We start from the raw sequence: 14240 nt of genomic DNA, 5'->3' as shown, positions 1-14240 counted from the left end.
CAAGAAGCCCTGGTAGACTTTTTACGGTTGACCTTTAAGCCGCCCGGTGCTTTTACGCACGATCAGATGGCTACTTAGCGTCTGATGCCGAATGGGCTGCTCGCCGCGCAAAAGGTGGAGCAGCAACTGCATGGCCTGCTGGCCGATTTCATTGCGCGGCTGGCTAATGGTCGTCAGTTCCGGGTCGCAGTATTCGCTCAGGCCGATATTATCAAAGCCGACAACCGACAACTGGTCGGGCACGCTTATGCCTAACTGGCGGGCGGCTTTCAGCACGCCAACCGCCATTTCGTCACTATGACAAAAAATCGCGGTAGGCCGGGGCGTTTTCCCCTCCAGCAGTGCTAGCCCCTGCTGATAGCCGGAGCGAAAGCCAAAGTTACCCTCTGCAATACGCGCTTCATTGCTCAATTGATGCACCGCGAGCGTATCGCGGTAGCCGCGATTTCTTTCCTGGCAAATAGGATTGTTCGCCGGGCCGGAAAGCGTGGCAATACGTCGGTGGCCGAGCGACACCAGGTAATCAATCGCCTGACAGCTGGCTTGATGGTTGTCGATAGCAATTAACGGCAGGTCGATATCGCTAAAAAATTCACACGCCATGACCAACGGAAAGTCCGCTTGATTATCCGCTTGCTTGACCAGCGCCTTGGGAATCTCGGAGGTCAACAGCACAATGCCATCGGCCTGATTGGTGGAAAGCAGCCGAAAGTAGGCCTCTGCGCGCGCAGGGTCGTGTTCGCAGTCGCCAATCAGTATCTGGTAGCCCGCCTGATGGGCAACATCCTCCATGCCGCTAATAATTTCGGAGAAGAACGGATTCGAAATATCCGGCAAGAGCGCCACGATGGTTTTGGACTCCGCGCGGCGCAAGTTGCGTGCGGCAATGTTGGGCGAATAGCCCACCTGAGCAATTGCCTGATTCACCCGCTTTCGGGTGGCATCGCTGACTTTTTCAGGCGTTGCCAGGGCGCGTGACACGGTCGCTGTCGAACAGCCCGCCGCTTTCGCCACGTCTTTAATCGTCGGCACGCTATGCGGCTGTTTGCTCGTTACCTGGGTGTTAAGCATTGAACGATGGTCCTGAAAAAAACGCGCCTGAAAGCGGGCGGTTAAAGACAATGTTGGCGCGCTACTAACTAAAATGTAAATGTTTACATCCAAATTCTAGCAGTGTTAACCACAATATATAAACGCATCTTTACTATTAGCGCGTTAATTATGCGGCTATTTATTCCCTCTTTTTATTTATTCTTTAGTCTAAAATATAAGCGCTTACCGAGAGGTTTAAGATTTAAAGCCCTTTTACAGCAGTGCGTTATCCATTTTATATCTCCCTTTTTGACGCGCTTGACCGATGTGCGTTGCTCTGCTGAAATGTAATCCATTACATTGAGTCTTTCAGCACTGATTGCTGACGCTAAAACAACAAAACAAATGAGGTCGATGATGAAGACCCTTAAAGGGCCCGCGCTCTTTCTAGCCCAATACATTGGTGACGAGCCGCCTTTCGATAGCCTGGAGAATATTGCTCGCTGGGCATCGGAGCTGGGCTTTAAAGCGTTGCAAATGCCCACGCTGGATAAGCGGTTTTTTGATCTGGAGCGAGCAGCAGAAAGCCAAGCGTATTGCCAGGAAGTCCAAGCGCTTCTAGCGCAATATGACTTGGAAATTTGCGAGCTTTCGACGCATTTGCAGGGCCAATTGGTGGCCGTGCATCCGGTTTATGACAGCCTGTTTGATGGCTTCGCCCCGGCTGAACTGCACGGCGACCCGGTCGCGCGCCAAGCCTGGGCTGTCGAACAGCTAAAGCTTGCTGCCCAGGCCAGCGCCAATCTGGGTTTGAAGGCCCATGCCACGTTCTCCGGCTCGCTGCTTTGGCCGTTTCTTTACCCTTGGCCGCAGCGCCCCGCAGGGCTGGTTGAAGATGGTTTTGCCGAGCTTGCCAAACGCTGGCGCCCTATTCTGGATGCCTTCGATGCGGCGGGTGTGGACTTATGTTTTGAGATACATCCCGGTGAAGACCTGCACGATGGCGCGACCTTTGAGCGTTTTTTAGCCGCCGTGGACCATCACCCGCGCTGCTGCATGCTGTATGACCCTTCGCATTTGGTGCTCCAGCAGCTTGATCACCTTGCCTTTCTTGACCGCTATCACCCGTATATCCGCATGTTTCATGTCAAGGATGCCGAGTTTCATCCCACTGCCCAGCAAGGCGTTTATGGCGGCTACACTTCTTGGATCGAGCGGGCAGGCCGCTTTCGCTCCTTGGGCGACGGGCAGGTGGATTTCAAAGCGGTGTTCTCGAAACTGGCGCAGTACGATTTTGATGGCTGGGCAGTCATCGAGTGGGAGTGCGCGATCAAACATCCTGAGCAGGGCGCGGCGGAAGGCGTCACGTTCGTGAACGAGCACATCATTCAGGTGACCGACCGCGCGTTTGATGATTTTGCCGATGCCGGAACGGATCGCCAGGCCAACCGCACGCTGCTGGGCCTCGGTTAAATTAACGCTCAGGGATTACTTCATGACAATAATCAATAACACGCCGCGCAGACTTCGCCTCGCCATGATAGGCGGCGGCCAGGGGGCTTTTATCGGCGGTGTGCACCGCATGGCGGCGCGCCTGGATGACCGCTTTGAGCTGGTGGCCGGGGCTTTTTCTTCCCAGGCCGAGCGCAACCTGGCGACCGCCAATGAGTTAGGTATTGATGGCCAGCGTTGCTATACCGACTACGCCGCGCTGTTGGCAGGCGAAGCCGCTCGTGAAGATGGTGCGCAGGTCGTGGCGATTGTGACGCCCAACCATCTGCATTACCCGGCGGCGCTGGCAAGCCTGAAAGTGGGCTTTCACGTGGTGTGTGAAAAACCCATGACGCTCAGTGTTGAGGAAGCCGAGCAGCTGGCGCAGGCGGCTGAGAAAAGCGCTCGCCACTTTGTATTAATGCACAACTATGCGGGTTATCCACTGGTTCAGCATGCCCGTGAACTGATTGCCGAAGGCGCGCTGGGGCAGCTTCGCCATGTACAGGTCGAATATATTCAAGAGTGGTTAAGTGAACCCCCTGAAGCCGATAACCGCCAAGCTGCTTGGCGGTTGGATCCTACTCAGGCGGGGGCTGCTGGCTGCCTGGGGGATATCGGCGTGCATGCGTTTCAGCTGGCCCAGTTTATTAGCGGCCAGCGCGTCAGTGAGGTCAGCGCTGATTTGGTGACGGCCGTGCCGGGGCGGGCGCTTGATGATAACGTTCAGGCGTTGTTGCGTTTCGATGGCGGCGCGCGAGGCATGCTGTGGGCAAGCCAGACGGCCGCCGGTTATGAGAACGCGCTAACCATTCGCGTCATCGGCGAGAAGGCCAGCCTGCAATGGGCCCAGGAGCAGCCCAACGAGCTGTGGCTGAAACCGCTTAATGGGCCAAGCCAGCGCTTAACGCGGCGCGATGACTGGCTAAGTGCGAACATTGCTCAAGGCGTGCGCGTGCCGGGCGGGCATCCGGAAGGCTACATTGAAGCCTTTGCCAACCTGTATCAGGCGTTGGCCGATGGTCACGCGGCTGGTGAGTATCCCGCTTGGCTGCCCGGCATTGAAGACGGTGTGGATGGCATGCGCTTTATTGCCGCGGCGATTACCTCACACCAGGCGGCAGGCAGTTGGACGCCGCTGCATCTGAGTAAAGCGCCAGACGCTTCCGGGGGCGCCCCATGAGCGAGCCTATTTTAAAGCTTGAAGGGATCGGTAAAGCCTTCGGCCCCGTTCAAGTACTGAATGATATTTCCCTTTCTGTTATGCCGGGCGAAGTGCTGGGTATTCTGGGGGAAAATGGCGCCGGAAAATCCACGCTGTTAAAGATCATCAGCGGTATTTACACGCCAACGGTGGGTGCGATTCACCTGAATGGCCAGATATTCAGCGCATTGGACCCGATTACGGCGCGTTCTCACGGCGTGGCGATGATTCCCCAGGAGTTCAATTTAATCCCCACGCTGCGTGTTTACGAAAATGTCTTTTTGGGCCAGGAAGTGCGCCGTCATGGTTTTCTTGACCACGCCGGCATGCGTAAGCGCACCCAGCAACTGCTCAGCTCGCTTGAAGTGGACCTAGACCCTGAACTTCCCATCGAGCGGCTAAGCGTTGCCCAAAAGCAGATGGTTGAAGTGGCCAGGGTGCTGGTTAACGACGCGCGATTGCTGATTCTGGATGAGCCCACCACGGTGCTGACCGACCGCGAAGTTGCGGTGCTGTTTAACGTGGTGCGCGCGCTGGTCGCCAAGGGCGTCACGATTCTGTTTATTTCTCACAAGCTAAAAGAGGTCAAAGATCTCTGTGATCGGCTGCTGATTTTACGTGACGGCCAGCAAGTAGAACTGTGCGAGACCGCGACGCTTAATGAAGAGGGCATGGCGCGCAAAATGGTCGGGCGTGAGCTGTCACAAATTTACCCTGAGAAGCTTGCGCAACGTGCTGATAACACGCCGCCCGCGCTGCGGGTGCGGGGCTTGAGCCTTAAAGGCAAGCTCAAGGACATCAACCTTGAAGTACGCCGCGGTGAAGTGTTGGGGCTTGCCGGGCTGGTAGGTGCGGGGCGCACCGAAATTGCTGAAACTATCATGGGGCTGCACCGCAAAGAGCAGGGCGAGATATTTATTGATGGCGAGCTTGTTGATCTTCGGTCACCCAACGAAGCCCACGCCCACGGCTTGGCGTATCTGTCGGAAGACCGCCAGGGCAAGGGGCTGATTCTCTCGTTTAACGTCATGCAGAACATTACCGCCCTTAGCCTGAAGCGCTATGTGCGCGGGTTTATCAAGCATCGCGCTGAACGACGTCAAGCCGAACATTACCAGCAGCGCCTGGCCATCAAGGCATCCAACCTGGCGGCGCCGGTGAGCCTGTTGAGCGGTGGCAACCAGCAGAAGGTTTACTTCTCGAAGCTACTCGATATTGAGCCCGATATCCTGATGCTCGATGAGCCCACCCGCGGCATCGACATCAGCGCCAAACAGCAGATTTACCGGTTGATTCGCGACTTTACCGAACAAAATAAAGCTGTTGTCGTGATCTCCTCTGAGCTTGAAGAGGTCATTGGTATTGCGGATCGGGTGTTAGTGATTCGCGAGGGACAAATAGCCGTTGAGCTTAACGGTGACGAGATCAATGAAGAACAAATAATGCTGTATGCCGCTGGCGCACGGCAGCACGCCAACCGTGAACAAGTGGGGAATCAAGATGGCTCAACCGCCTAATACCAAGACAATGGGGAGCGTTGCACGCCAAGGCCTGCGCAGGCTGCCCCTTAACGCGACGATTCTGGCCCCGCTGGTGGCGCTGATTTTGCTGTTCGTGGTGTCGTCCATCGCCAGCGAATATTTTCTTAATACGCGCAATATTTCCAACGTAATGCGCCAGGTCTCCTATACCGGCATTATCGCTATCGGCATGACCTTTGTGATTATCGCCGGCGGGATCGATCTGTCGGTGGGGTCGATGGTGGCGCTGGTGGGCGTGGTTATCCTGTATATCGTCAATAGCATTAGTGACCCCATTCAGGCGGTGCTTCTCGGCCTGTTGGCCGCTATCGCTGCGGGCGGGTTGTTAGGGCTATTCAACGGCCTGTTAGTCACCCGAGGGCGCATAGCGGCCTTTGTGGTAACGCTTGCCAGTATGTCGATTTTTCGTTCGCTGGCGCTCTACTTCACCGATGCAGCAGTGGTTTCTACCCCCAATCCGCACTTCTCAAGCGTGGGCGGCGGCTTTTTGCTGGGCATTCCGGTTCCGGTGATCGTGTTCTTTGGTTTGGCGATCATCGCTCATGTGTTGCTGTTTCATACCCCTTACGGGCGGCATGTGTGCGCGGTGGGCGCTAATCCTCAGGTAGCACGCTATTCGGGCATTCGGGTTGAGCGCATTGTGCTCTCCACCTTTGTGATTGCGGGCATTTGCGTGGGGCTTTCGGCCATCATGCTGACCTCGCGGCTCAACTCGGTAAGCCCGAGTGATGCGGGCTACTTTTATGAACTGGATGCTATTGCCGCCGTCGTCATAGGAGGCACGGCGCTTTCCGGTGGGCGCGGCTCGATATGGGGCACGGTCATCGGCGCGCTGATTCTGGGTATTATCAACAACATGCTTAACCTGACCGGCGTTTCCCCTTATTTACAGGGGCTGGTCAAGGGCGGCGTCATTTTGCTGGCGGTACTGCTGCAGTACAAGCGTGCCTGACTGTAAAAGCGGACGTTAAAAACGGTCTTTTCGGTCGCTATGCCCAAACAGGGCCGACGATCACACTGGGCGGGGTTGGCTCGCCCATTCACGATGTACGTTAGAAAGGGAGCAATAACAATGACACTATCACGCCTTTTCAAGACTGCCGCGCTGGCAACGGCCATAGCGGGTACGTCCAGCCTGGCGCTGGCCGACGACTACCATATTGGCGTCACCGTACCCTCCGCTGACCATGGCTGGACCGCAGGCCTTTTATGGTGGGCACAGCAAGCTGCCGACGACCTGAGTGAGCAGTATCCGGATGTGAGCTTTACCGTGCTTTCCGCCAACTCCGGCACGGCTCAGGTCTCTAACGTAGAAGATCTGATGATCCGCAACCTGGATGCGCTGGTCATTCTTCCCCACGACCCGGCAACGCTTCAGGCAGTTATTTCAGAAGCTTACGATGAAGGCATCTATACCGTTGTGGTGGACCGCGAGCTTGAAACGCCTGCGCAAAACGTCTTTATTGCGGGCGATAACCCAGGCTTAGGCGAGCACGCCGCGCGTTATATCGCTGAAGAGTTGGGCGGCGAGGGCAATATTCTGGTGCTGGAAGGCCCGCCCATCCCCATCAACAGCCAGCGTGTCGATGCCTTTAACCGGGTGATGGAAAACTATCCCGATATCAATATTCTGGCCTCTCAAACGACCAACTGGAACCCACAGCAGGCGCTTAGCGTAACGGAAGACCTGCTGGGCAGTAACCCGGAAGTGGATGCCATTTGGGCGGGTGACGATGACGTATTGATCTCGGCGCTTCAGGCGGTGGATGAAAACAACCGCGACGATATCCAACTGATTGTGGGCGGTGGCGGTTCTCAGCGTGTGATTGAAATGATCCGTAACGAGCACCCGATGGTCAAAGGCACCGTTACCTATCCGCCGAACATGATTGCCTCTGCCATGGCGCTAGCGGTACACGGCGTTAAAGGCGAGCATCTGGGCGATATGTACCACGGCGTGCCTTCACGGCTCATCCTTAACGCTGATCTAATCACCCTCGACAATGTAGAAGAGTACTACGAGCCAGAAGCCGCTTACTAAGCTACCTGGCCGCTAAACGCCCCGGGCCCTGGCTTCTTGATAGCCAGGGCCCGGGGCGTTTTTTTGCAAGCCATTCTCTACGATCGCTGCTTACCCTGTTTGTCGGCTGCTACGTAGCGGGCAAGGCATAGCTTGCGGTGACGTGCACAACTGGGCGGTGTTCATCGGCTGCGGAGAATATCTGTACTTCACCCACCGCTAAACGGCGGCCCAGCTTGATCAGTTTGGCGCGGGCGATAATGTCGTGTTCGCCTGAAGCGGCGCGCAGGAAGTGGCAGTTTAAGTCACTGGTCACCGCCATGGGTTCAGGGCCGATTTGGGCCAGAATCGCCACATACAGCGCCACATCGGCAAAGCCCATCATCGTCGGGCCAGAAACCCGGGGGCCGGGGCGTAGATGTTCATACCCTACCGTTAAGCGCATCGTGGCACACATCTCGCCTACGCTCTCAACTCTGCCCATTCGCTGGGGAAACACCTCATCCAGAAAGTGCTCGATCTGTTCGACAGTCATGACGGTCATTGTTGTTATCCTGTATAAAAAAGCCCCAAGGCATATGCCTTGGGGCTAGTTGTACCATAAAACGAATTTACTTCGCCTTATGCACCTGACGCCATTCGTGAAGTAGCGGTTCGGTGTAGCCTGACGGCTGCACGCGACCCTTGAAGATCAAATCTGAGGCGGCCTTGAACGCGGTGGAGTCCTCAAAGTGACTGCTCATCGCGGTGTAAGTGGGGTCGCCTGCGTTTTGCTCATCGACCACTTTCGCCATGCGTTTGAGGGTTTCCTCTACGCGCGGCGCATCGACAATGCCGTGATGCAGCCAGTTGGCAATATGCTGGCTGGAAATACGCAGCGTGGCGCGGTCTTCCATCAGGCCTACATCGTGAATATCCGGCACTTTGGAGCAGCCCACGCCGTGCTCTACCCAGCGCACCACGTAACCCAGAATGCCTTGGCAGTTGTTATCCAGCTCCTGCTGAATCTCGTCATCTGACCAGTTAGGGTTTTCCGCCACTGGGACGCTGAGTAAGTCGTCGAGGAAGTCGGGCTCGCCCAGTGCTTCAAGCTCGCGCTGAACGTCGGTGACATTCACCTGATGATAGTGCAACGCATGTAGGGTAGCGGCCGTGGGCGAAGGTACCCAAGCGGTGTTGGCACCGGCTTTTGGATGGCCGATTTTCTGTTCCAGCATGTTGTGCATTAAATCGGGCATGGCCCACATGCCTTTACCGATCTGGGCGCGACCGCGTAGACCGCAAGCAAGGCCTACTTGTACGTTGCTCTTCTCGTAGGCGGTAATCCACGCGGCGGATTTCATGTCGCCTTTGCGGACCATGGGGCCTGCTTCCATGGCGGTGTGCATCTCATCGCCGGTGCGGTCCAGGAAGCCGGTGTTGATGAACGCCACGCGTGAAGAAGCCTCGGCAATACACGCCTTGAGGTTGACCGTGGTGCGGCGCTCTTCGTCCATGATGCCCATCTTTAAGGTGTCGCGGCTCATGCCAAGGATGTCTTCCACGCGGCCAAACAGCTCGTTGGCGAACGCGGCTTCGGCAGGGCCGTGCATCTTCGGTTTGACGATATATACCGAGCCGGTGCGCGAGTTGCGTGGCTGGTCGGCATCTTTTTTAAGATCGTGCAGGGCCAGTAGCGAGGTCACCACAGCATCGAGAATACCTTCCGGCAACTCGTTGCCCTCCTCATCCAGAATCGCTGGCGTGGTCATCAAGTGGCCCACGTTACGCACGAACATCAGCGAACGACCGGGTAGGGTCACCTTGCCGCCTTCGGTGGTGTTCCAGGTGCGGTCAGCGTGCAGCTTACGGGCGAAGGTTTTACCGCCCTTGTCGATGTTCTCTTCCAGATCACCCTTCATCAGACCGAGCCAGTTGCTATAAACGCCTACCTTGTCTTCGGCATCCACGGCGGCTACGGAGTCTTCGCAGTCCATAATGGTGGTGAGTGCGGCTTCAACGACGACGTCTTTTACGCCCGCCGGGTCGGTTTTACCAATGGCGTGACTGGCATCGATCTGGATTTCCAGGTGCAGGCCATTATTGGCTAGCAGAATCGTCTCAGGAGCGGACGTTTCACCGGTAAAGCCAATCAGCTTGCCGGAATCTTTTAGGCCAGTTTCCCGGCCGCCTTCCAGCGTAACGACCAAATGGCCGTCACGAATTGTGTAGTTAACCGCGTCGCGGTGGGAGCCTGTGGCCAGCGGCGCGGCACGGTCCAGAACGCCTCGCGCATAGGCAATGACTTTAGCGCCGCGCTTGGGGTTAAAGCTTGTGCCTTTTTCCGCGCCGTCTTCCTCGGAAATAGCGTCGGTGCCATAGAGCGCGTCATAAAGACTGCCCCAGCGCGCATTCGCCGCATTCAGGGCGTAGCGGGCGTTACTTACCGGCACCACCAACTGTGGACCTGCCTGTATGGCAACTTCGCGGTCGACATTGGCGGTGGTCGCCTTTACGTTGGAAGGCAGGTCGGCCAGGTAGCCGATCTCTTTCAAAAAGGCCCGGTAGGCTGGCATGTCGCTAACGGGGCCGGGGTTCTCACGATGCCATGCATCAATTTTTTCTTGCAGCGCATTACGCTCTGCTAGCAATTGTTTATTTTTTGGGGTCAGATCATGGAACAGGGCATCGACACCGGCCCAGAAGGCGCTTTCATCAACGCCCGTGCCAGGTAGTGCCTGCTCGTTAATAAAGCGGTCCAGCTCGGTGGCCACCTGCAAACGGTGGCGCGTGATACGCTCGCTCATGGGGTTTCTCCTGTGAAGGTGCCCGTGGGTGGTGAATGGCCACGGCCAGAGTAAAATAAGCGCAAAATACATTTATGGAAAATACTTCCACAACTGTGCAGGCATGTAAACAGCGTAGACGTTAAAGCGGCACAATGCTCGACCAAATGATAAGAAAGCAGGGCGCTCATAGAGAGGTTTGGATGCAGGATTTCCAACAGATGGAAAGTTTGTTTCGGCAAACGGCAGGCGAATCAGTCTTTTCCCGATTAGTGCCGGGTGAAGCGCTGTGGGACGTCGTGAAGGGCTATTTTCTGCATTATGGTCTGGAAGCACTCTTTGAAAGCACCGATGAGGTACATGCAGGCTTTATCGATACCGGCCGCTTTGCCTTGTGGTGCCAGGTATGGAGCCCACCCAATCCATCAGGCACAGCCTTTGTGGTGCACGGTTACTTTGACCATTTAGGCCTTTATCGTCACCTGTTAACGCACCTGTTGGCCAAGGGCTGGCGGGTAGTGCTATGGGACCTGCCGGGTCATGGGCTTTCGAGTGGCCCGCGCGCAGAGATTGAAGATTTTGACGACTATCAGCACTGCCTCACCTACATGCAAAACACCCTGATCACGCTAGGCATAGCTTCCAGGCCGTGGTTGGGTGTTGGGCAGAGTACCGGGGGGGCGATTCTTGCAACCGACGCACTCACCCGGCGCGAAGAGGCCGGTTGGGATGGCCTGGTGCTGCTCGCGCCGTTGGTACGCCCTTGGCGGTGGACTCAGGCGAGTTGGATGCACCTTATCGCTAGCCCGTTCTTGAAGGATATTCCGCGTAAATTTCGGCCCAACTCAACCGACGAAGCGTTTACCGAATTTCTGCGTGATCACGACCCACTGCAGCCCGAGCGCTTAAGTGTGGCGTGGGTAAGTGCCATGCGGCGCTGGATGCCACGCCTGCTCGCGCTTGAGCCTGTCGACGTGCCAACATTGATTTTGCAGGGTGAGCAGGATTTAACGGTTGATTGGCAGTGGAACCTGACCGTTTTAGCACAAAAATTTACCGCCGCCGAGATTCACTACCATCCGGAAGCACGCCACCATTTAGTTAACGAAGCAGAACCGATTCGCGAGACCTTGTTTAGCGCTATCAACACGTTTATTGACCAGATGCCTGGCGGGCCGCATGAGCCTGTCGAACCCTAAATAGCCTGTTATTAAGGAGTCCAATCGAATGAGCGTAGTACCCAAGGTATTAGTATTTGCCGGAAGCAGCCGCCAAGATTCACACAACAAACAGTTGGCGCGGCTGGTTGCCAAGCGCATTGAGGCGTTAGGCGGCGTGGCCACGTTTGTGGATTTGAAAGACTACCCGTGCCCTCTGTTTGATGAAGATATTGAAACCCAAGGTGTTCCGGAGAACGTGCTTAAACTGCGCGAACTGCTGGCTGATCACCAGGCGCTGTTTATCGCCTCGCCGGAATACAACGGCTTTATCACCCCGCTTTTGAAGAACACGCTGGACTGGTTATCACGCCCTTATGACGACACGCCGGGCCTGGCGCTTTACTCAGGCAAATGGGCTGCGCTGGTGTCGGCTTCCCCTGGTGGGTTAGGCGGTATTCGCGCGATGCCGCTGGCCCAACAGTTGCTCGCCAATCTAGGCTTGATCGTACTGCCGCAGCCGATGTCGCTCTCCAAAGCGCACACCGCTTTTGATGAAGCAGGCACGTTTATCGAAGAAGCCAATAGCAAAAAACTGGATGCGCTCTGCCAGCGGCTGGTGGATATGCTGGCGTGTACGCGTCTTTAAAACTGCATCGCGAAGCGCCTTAAGGGACACTTTGATGGCGGGGCCTGGCGTGAGGCCGTTGCGTCACGCCAGGCCCCATCTGTGCTACATTGCCCGTGTATTCCTATACTCGACTGATATTGTTTGAACGGATATTAATGCGATATGGTGCAGGGCTTCTTTTTATTGAAAGCGACTGTTAACCATAGTAATAGTGCCAATATTAAGGCGTGAACCATCATAATAGCGATTGTTACCCCCGCCCAGCCCCCGGCGCTATAAAGCGTCGCGGAACATATTGCCCCTAGCGTTCCTCCTCCGTAGTAAAAGAAAAGGTATACACCGCTGGCAAAGTTGACCGGTACTTTACGCACTTGGCTTAGCATTGCCGTCGTTAAAGCTTGCAATAGATAGGTAGCAATTGAGAAGAGAAGTACACTAAAAATGACCAGGTAATAATTCTTCGTCATTAGAAGCATAGAACCCCAAAGCAATGCCAGTAAAATGATGAAGAGCAGCGGTTCGTTTTTAGATGTATACATCGTTGGTACGGTGATAACTGCAATTATTGCAGGTAAACAGGCTAGATAGATAAGCCCTATTTCTCCAGCCGTTTTACTGTAGGGGGGGTAAGATAGTGCGATGCCTAAAGCAGTAAAGACCGAGCTTTGTGTAAATAAAATCCCGAAGCCTATGCTGTAGATCATTATAAGCGTTTTATCAGACAGTGCGTGCCTAAGTTGTGTTAAATAAAATATTTTTTCGTCATCATTGTTAGTCGTTGCGGTAATGGTGTTAACGTGTTTTTCATGCGCCATGATGAGCAAGGCTAAAAGTAGTAGCCCTGCACAGGATATAAAGCCCCACTGCCAGCCCATAGTGTCGATAGCGAAGGCAGGATAAAATCGGCTCAATGTGCTGCCCATGATTGTTCCAGTAACATAGCAGCCAATCCACTTAGTGCGCTTTTCCTTACATTGCGCCTGACCTATTATCGTCATTCCAGACGTCAGAATGCAGGGCAATATGATACCTTGGAAAAAGCGTATGAGAAAAAGAGTTTCCAGCGTTGTACTTATAGCTATACATGTATTAAGGGTTATTAATGTATAGAGTCCAAAGATGATTGTTTTTCTGGGAGGCAACTTATAGGTTAGTTTGCTGGCAAAGGGGGCGCATAGCATCATGCCAAAGAGACTAGCCATGCTTAGCCATCCCGCTTGGGATATTTCTACAGCATATCGAGCTGCCAGCCAAGGATAAATAGCTTGAGTTTGGTATAAGTTAAAGAATGCGCTAAATGATGCTAATGTTATAAAAATGCGCATAATTTAAAGCTCTGTTTAGGAGTTCTATTAAGCTATATAAGTTTTTGTTTAGATGGAATGTCTTTTTTTATCTCACGGTGAGTGGTTTTATGTTTGAGCTTAAACAGTTACGTTATTTTGTGGCAGTAGCAGAGGAGCTTAACTTTAGACGGGCGGCCGAGCGTTTACACATAACTCAGTCACCACTTAGTCAAACAATAAAAAATTTAGAAGAGGTGCTAGATGTAAAGCTATTTTTAAGAAATACGCATGGGGTACAGCTAACGCGTGCAGGTGAGGTTTTCTTGATAGAGGCGATTAATCTTTTATCATCGGCAAGGCAAAGCCTGAGCCTTGTTCGACAAGCTGATGCCGGTGAAGCCGGTTCTCTCCACGTAGGTTACTCTGCGAGCGCTATTTTTTCGCCAGTGTTTACCACAGCGCTGGCCACAGTGCTTGAAAAAAGGCCTCATCTTACACTTCAGCTTCATTACGGAAATGCGCTTGACCACCTTTCCTCGCTGCGTTCGGGCCATCTGGATGCGGCTGTTTTAAGAGCAGATATACCTGAAACTGCTACCAAGGGCTTGAGAAAACATCTCTTGGGAGAAGAGCCACTTTATGTCCTCATCCATCCAGACCACCATCTTGCCCAAACCCATCGACTCTTTCTTAAAGACTTGAGTAACGAGCGATTACTTTTACAACCTGCCACCCAGCAAACCTTTCTTCGACGTCAGATCGAATGCTTGTCAGAGAGTGCCGGGCTATCATTGGCGAATGCTTTAGAGGTGCCTGATATTTCAAGCATGCTTTGCTTCGCCATGGCCAGGATTGGCATAGCCGTGCTGCCTAAGAGTGTGGCTGAAATTTCGCCCAGTTTAGTCGCAGTCCCCTTGGCAGATATTGCATCCAATTGCCCGCTTATCCTTGTTACCGCTTCTGAAAGCCCTGTTGTAGTAGCACTGGAAACGTTGATTGATAAGAAGTGCCCGGATTTTTCGCTGCCAGGTAAGCAATGACATACCTATAATTTGATGACCTGACAGGTAATGCCTAATTCAGAGAACTATATACGCTGCTCAGCCACTTCAT

The 14240-nt window shown here is 54.2% G+C and carries 12 protein-coding genes; 8 read left to right on the top strand and 4 right to left on the bottom strand.

Annotation, left to right across the window (positions count from 1 at the left end; genetic code table 11):
• Positions 1–21: 21 nt before the first annotated feature.
• Positions 22–1071: a LacI family DNA-binding transcriptional regulator gene (locus tag ACT3TC_RS06540; RefSeq protein ID WP_444639539.1), complete on the bottom strand. Its 1050-nt coding sequence runs from the start codon at positions 1069–1071 to the stop codon at positions 22–24.
• 378 nt (positions 1072–1449) lie between these two features.
• Here ACT3TC_RS06540 and ACT3TC_RS06535 point away from each other — a divergent pair, with 378 nt between their 5' ends.
• From ACT3TC_RS06535 to ACT3TC_RS06515, 5 genes are all read left to right on the top strand, one after another.
• Positions 1450–2505: a sugar phosphate isomerase/epimerase family protein gene (locus tag ACT3TC_RS06535; RefSeq protein ID WP_444639538.1), complete on the top strand. Its 1056-nt coding sequence runs from the start codon at positions 1450–1452 to the stop codon at positions 2503–2505.
• A gap of 22 nt (positions 2506–2527) precedes the next feature.
• Complete coding sequence (locus ACT3TC_RS06530; RefSeq protein WP_444639537.1) at positions 2528–3706, top strand: Gfo/Idh/MocA family protein; 1179 nt, start codon at positions 2528–2530, stop codon at positions 3704–3706.
• On the top strand, positions 3703–5244 hold the full coding sequence (locus ACT3TC_RS06525) for a sugar ABC transporter ATP-binding protein (RefSeq protein ID WP_444639536.1): 1542 nt from the start codon (positions 3703–3705) through the stop codon (positions 5242–5244). Before ACT3TC_RS06530 ends, ACT3TC_RS06525 begins: the two co-directional genes overlap by 4 nt.
• A complete protein-coding gene (locus ACT3TC_RS06520; protein ID WP_192526899.1) occupies positions 5228–6220 on the top strand; it encodes an ABC transporter permease in 993 nt (330 codons plus the stop codon). Before ACT3TC_RS06525 ends, ACT3TC_RS06520 begins: the two co-directional genes overlap by 17 nt.
• 120 nt (positions 6221–6340) lie before the next feature.
• Positions 6341–7309 (top strand): substrate-binding domain-containing protein, encoded by a 969-nt coding sequence (locus ACT3TC_RS06515; RefSeq protein WP_444639535.1) that lies wholly within the window; start codon positions 6341–6343, stop codon positions 7307–7309.
• 109 nt (positions 7310–7418) lie between these two features.
• Here the strand turns inward: ACT3TC_RS06515 and ACT3TC_RS06510 are convergent, their stop codons facing one another.
• Positions 7419–7832: a PaaI family thioesterase gene (locus ACT3TC_RS06510; RefSeq protein WP_444639534.1), complete on the bottom strand. Its 414-nt coding sequence runs from the start codon at positions 7830–7832 to the stop codon at positions 7419–7421.
• A gap of 67 nt (positions 7833–7899) precedes the next feature.
• On the bottom strand, positions 7900–10074 hold the full coding sequence (locus ACT3TC_RS06505; protein ID WP_444639533.1) for a malate synthase G: 2175 nt from the start codon (positions 10072–10074) through the stop codon (positions 7900–7902).
• Between the two features lie 182 nt (positions 10075–10256).
• On the opposite strand from ACT3TC_RS06505, the gene ACT3TC_RS06500 reads away from it, so the two are divergent.
• A complete protein-coding gene (locus ACT3TC_RS06500) occupies positions 10257–11252 on the top strand; it encodes an alpha/beta hydrolase (protein WP_444639532.1) in 996 nt (331 codons plus the stop codon).
• Between the two features lie 28 nt (positions 11253–11280).
• Complete coding sequence (locus ACT3TC_RS06495; protein ID WP_444639531.1) at positions 11281–11859, top strand: NADPH-dependent FMN reductase; 579 nt, start codon at positions 11281–11283, stop codon at positions 11857–11859.
• Between the two features lie 134 nt (positions 11860–11993).
• On the opposite strand, the gene ACT3TC_RS06490 is transcribed toward ACT3TC_RS06495, so the two are convergent.
• Positions 11994–13166: an MFS transporter gene (locus ACT3TC_RS06490; protein ID WP_444639530.1), complete on the bottom strand. Its 1173-nt coding sequence runs from the start codon at positions 13164–13166 to the stop codon at positions 11994–11996.
• Between the two features lie 89 nt (positions 13167–13255).
• Here ACT3TC_RS06490 and ACT3TC_RS06485 point away from each other — a divergent pair, with 89 nt between their 5' ends.
• On the top strand, positions 13256–14167 hold the full coding sequence (locus ACT3TC_RS06485) for a LysR family transcriptional regulator (protein WP_444639529.1): 912 nt from the start codon (positions 13256–13258) through the stop codon (positions 14165–14167).
• Positions 14168–14240 lie beyond the last annotated feature (73 nt).

Origin of the sequence: Halomonas sp. AOP27-A1-41 (assembly GCF_052378605.1) — a bacterium.
In the GTDB taxonomy this organism is placed as follows: domain Bacteria; phylum Pseudomonadota; class Gammaproteobacteria; order Pseudomonadales; family Halomonadaceae; genus Vreelandella; species Vreelandella citrativorans.
Note: the sequence above shows the minus strand (reverse complement) of the source record. Positions and strands in the feature narration are given on the sequence as shown.

What these genes read in the sequence shown, in the direction of transcription:
- ACT3TC_RS06540 (WP_444639539.1), bottom strand. Translation starts at nt 1,071, where the DNA reads ATGCTTAACACCCAGGTAACGAGCAAACAGCCGCATAGCGTGCCGACG.
- ACT3TC_RS06535 (WP_444639538.1), top strand. Translation starts at nt 1,450, where the DNA reads ATGAAGACCCTTAAAGGGCCCGCGCTCTTTCTAGCCCAATACATTGGT.
- ACT3TC_RS06520 (WP_192526899.1), top strand. Translation starts at nt 5,228, where the DNA reads ATGGCTCAACCGCCTAATACCAAGACAATGGGGAGCGTTGCACGCCAA.
- ACT3TC_RS06515 (WP_444639535.1), top strand. Translation starts at nt 6,341, where the DNA reads ATGACACTATCACGCCTTTTCAAGACTGCCGCGCTGGCAACGGCCATA.
- ACT3TC_RS06485 (WP_444639529.1), top strand. Translation starts at nt 13,256, where the DNA reads ATGTTTGAGCTTAAACAGTTACGTTATTTTGTGGCAGTAGCAGAGGAG.
- ACT3TC_RS06525 (WP_444639536.1), top strand. Translation starts at nt 3,703, where the DNA reads ATGAGCGAGCCTATTTTAAAGCTTGAAGGGATCGGTAAAGCCTTCGGC.
- ACT3TC_RS06530 (WP_444639537.1), top strand. Translation starts at nt 2,528, where the DNA reads ATGACAATAATCAATAACACGCCGCGCAGACTTCGCCTCGCCATGATA.
- ACT3TC_RS06490 (WP_444639530.1), bottom strand. Translation starts at nt 13,166, where the DNA reads ATGCGCATTTTTATAACATTAGCATCATTTAGCGCATTCTTTAACTTA.
- ACT3TC_RS06505 (WP_444639533.1), bottom strand. Translation starts at nt 10,074, where the DNA reads ATGAGCGAGCGTATCACGCGCCACCGTTTGCAGGTGGCCACCGAGCTG.
- ACT3TC_RS06500 (WP_444639532.1), top strand. Translation starts at nt 10,257, where the DNA reads ATGCAGGATTTCCAACAGATGGAAAGTTTGTTTCGGCAAACGGCAGGC.
- ACT3TC_RS06510 (WP_444639534.1), bottom strand. Translation starts at nt 7,832, where the DNA reads ATGACCGTCATGACTGTCGAACAGATCGAGCACTTTCTGGATGAGGTG.
- ACT3TC_RS06495 (WP_444639531.1), top strand. Translation starts at nt 11,281, where the DNA reads ATGAGCGTAGTACCCAAGGTATTAGTATTTGCCGGAAGCAGCCGCCAA.